The sequence below is a fragment of the Streptomyces calidiresistens genome (assembly GCF_014141525.1).
Lineage (GTDB): Bacteria > Actinomycetota > Actinomycetes > Streptomycetales > Streptomycetaceae > Streptomyces > Streptomyces calidiresistens.
Map to the genome: position 1 here is coordinate 1 of NZ_VKHS01000933.1, position 1919 is coordinate 1919.

Consider the following 1919-nt stretch of genomic DNA (forward strand, 5'->3'; position numbering starts at 1 on the left):
CAACTGCTCACCGGCGGCGGGCCGGCCCGCCGCCGGTGAGCAGTTGCGGCTGACCGGCCACCGCCCCCGTCTGCGGCTCATCGGCATCGGCCTGACCCTGGTGACCCTGGTCTTCACGGTCCGACTGGTGCAGGTGCAGGCGGTGGACGCGGCCTCCTACACCGAGCAGGCCGCCGTCAACCGCTACCTCACCCTGCCCATCGCGGCCCGGCGGGGCGACATCACCGACCGCCACGGCACCGCCCTGGCCACCACCGTCGACGCCTACGACATCGTCGCCGACCCCTCGCTGTTCACCGCCGAGCACACCGGCGTCCCGGACGCCCCGCGCCAGGCCGCCGCACTCCTCGCACCGATCCTGGGGGAGGACGAGGAGCGGTTGGCCGGGCTGCTGGACAACCCCGACTCGCAGTACGCCCTCCTCGCCCGGCAGCAGACGCCGCAGGCGTGGCGGCAGATCGCGGACCTGCGGGGCGCCCTGGCCGAGCGCAGCCGCCGGGGCACCGGCCACCAGGTGCTCACCGGCGTCTTCCGGGAGAAGAACCCCCGCCGGGTCTACCCGGGCGGCGAGCTGGCCGCCGGGCTGCTGGGCTTCGTCAACTCCGAGGGGGACGGCGCGGCGGGCCTGGAGTCGATACTGGACCCGCAGCTGGCCGGGCGGGACGGCACCATCCGCTACGCGCAGTCCGGTGGGCGCCGCGTCCCCACCGCCGGCTCCACCGAGCAGCCGGCGGTACCGGGCACCGACATCGAGCTGACCATCGACCGGGACATCCAGTGGGCGGCGGCGGACGCGATCGCCCGCCAGGTGGAGGACTCCGTCGCCGACAGCGGCTACGTCATCGTCCAGGACGTCCGCAGCGGCGAGATCCTCGCCATGGCCTCGGCCCCCGGCTTCGACCCCAACGGCTACGGCGCCGCGGACCCGTCGCTGTTGGGCAACCCCGCCCTGCAGGACGCCTACGAACCCGGCTCCACCAGCAAGCTCGTCTCGATGGCGGCGGTGCTGGAGGAGGGCGTGGCCACCCCGGAGACGCACGTCACCGTGCCGGGCCGCCTGCCCCGTGCCGGGCGGGCCTTCTTCGACGACCACGACCACGACACGTACCACCTGACGCTGGCCGGTGTCATGGCCCGTTCCAGCAACATCGGCACCATCCTGGCCACCGAGCGGCTGGGGGAGACGCAGGAGGAGGCCAACCGGGTCCTCCACTCCTACCTGCGGGCCTTCGGCTTCGGCCGCACCACGGGCCTCGGCTTCCCCGGCGAGACGCCGGGCATCCTCGCCGCCCCGGGGGACTGGGACTCCGCCCAGCAGTACACGATCCCCTTCGGCCAGGGCGTCTCGGTCAACGCCCTCCAGGCCACCAGCGTCTTCTCCACGGTCGCCAACGGGGGGGAGCGGATCACCCCCTCGGTGGTGCGCGGCACGGTGGGGCCGGACGGGCGCTGGGAGGCGGCCCCGGAGCCCGAACGCGAGCGGGTGATCGGCGAGGGCACCGCCCGGCGGCTCACCGAGATGCTGGAGACGGTGGTGGTCGACGAGGACTGGGGGACCGGTCACGCCGCCCGCATCCCCGGTTACCGGGTGGCGGGCAAGACCGGTACCTCCAACCGGGTGGATCCGGAGACCGGCCGCTACAACGGCTACACGGCGTCCTTCGCCGGCTTCGCGCCGGCCGACGAGCCGCGGGTCACCGTCTACTGCGCCATCCAGAACCCCACCGGCGAGCAATACTACGGCGGGCAGTTGTGCGGACCGGTCTTCCGCGAGGTGATGACCTTCGCCCTCAAGGCGCTCTCCGTGCCGCCCTCGGGCGAGGAGCCCCGGGCCCTGCCCACCACCTTCGATCCCGAGGAGTGAGCACCGGTGGGCGGGGGCGGGACCCACCCGGCGGGGTTGTCCCACCCCCGCCCGC

General features: G+C 74.2%; 1 protein-coding gene. It reads left to right on the forward strand.

The window, feature by feature from the left end:
- The coding region (locus FOE67_RS24280) for a peptidoglycan D,D-transpeptidase FtsI family protein (RefSeq protein ID WP_182666972.1) at positions 1–1864 on the forward strand (1864 nt) is incomplete at its 5' end.
- Positions 1865–1919 lie beyond the last annotated feature (55 nt).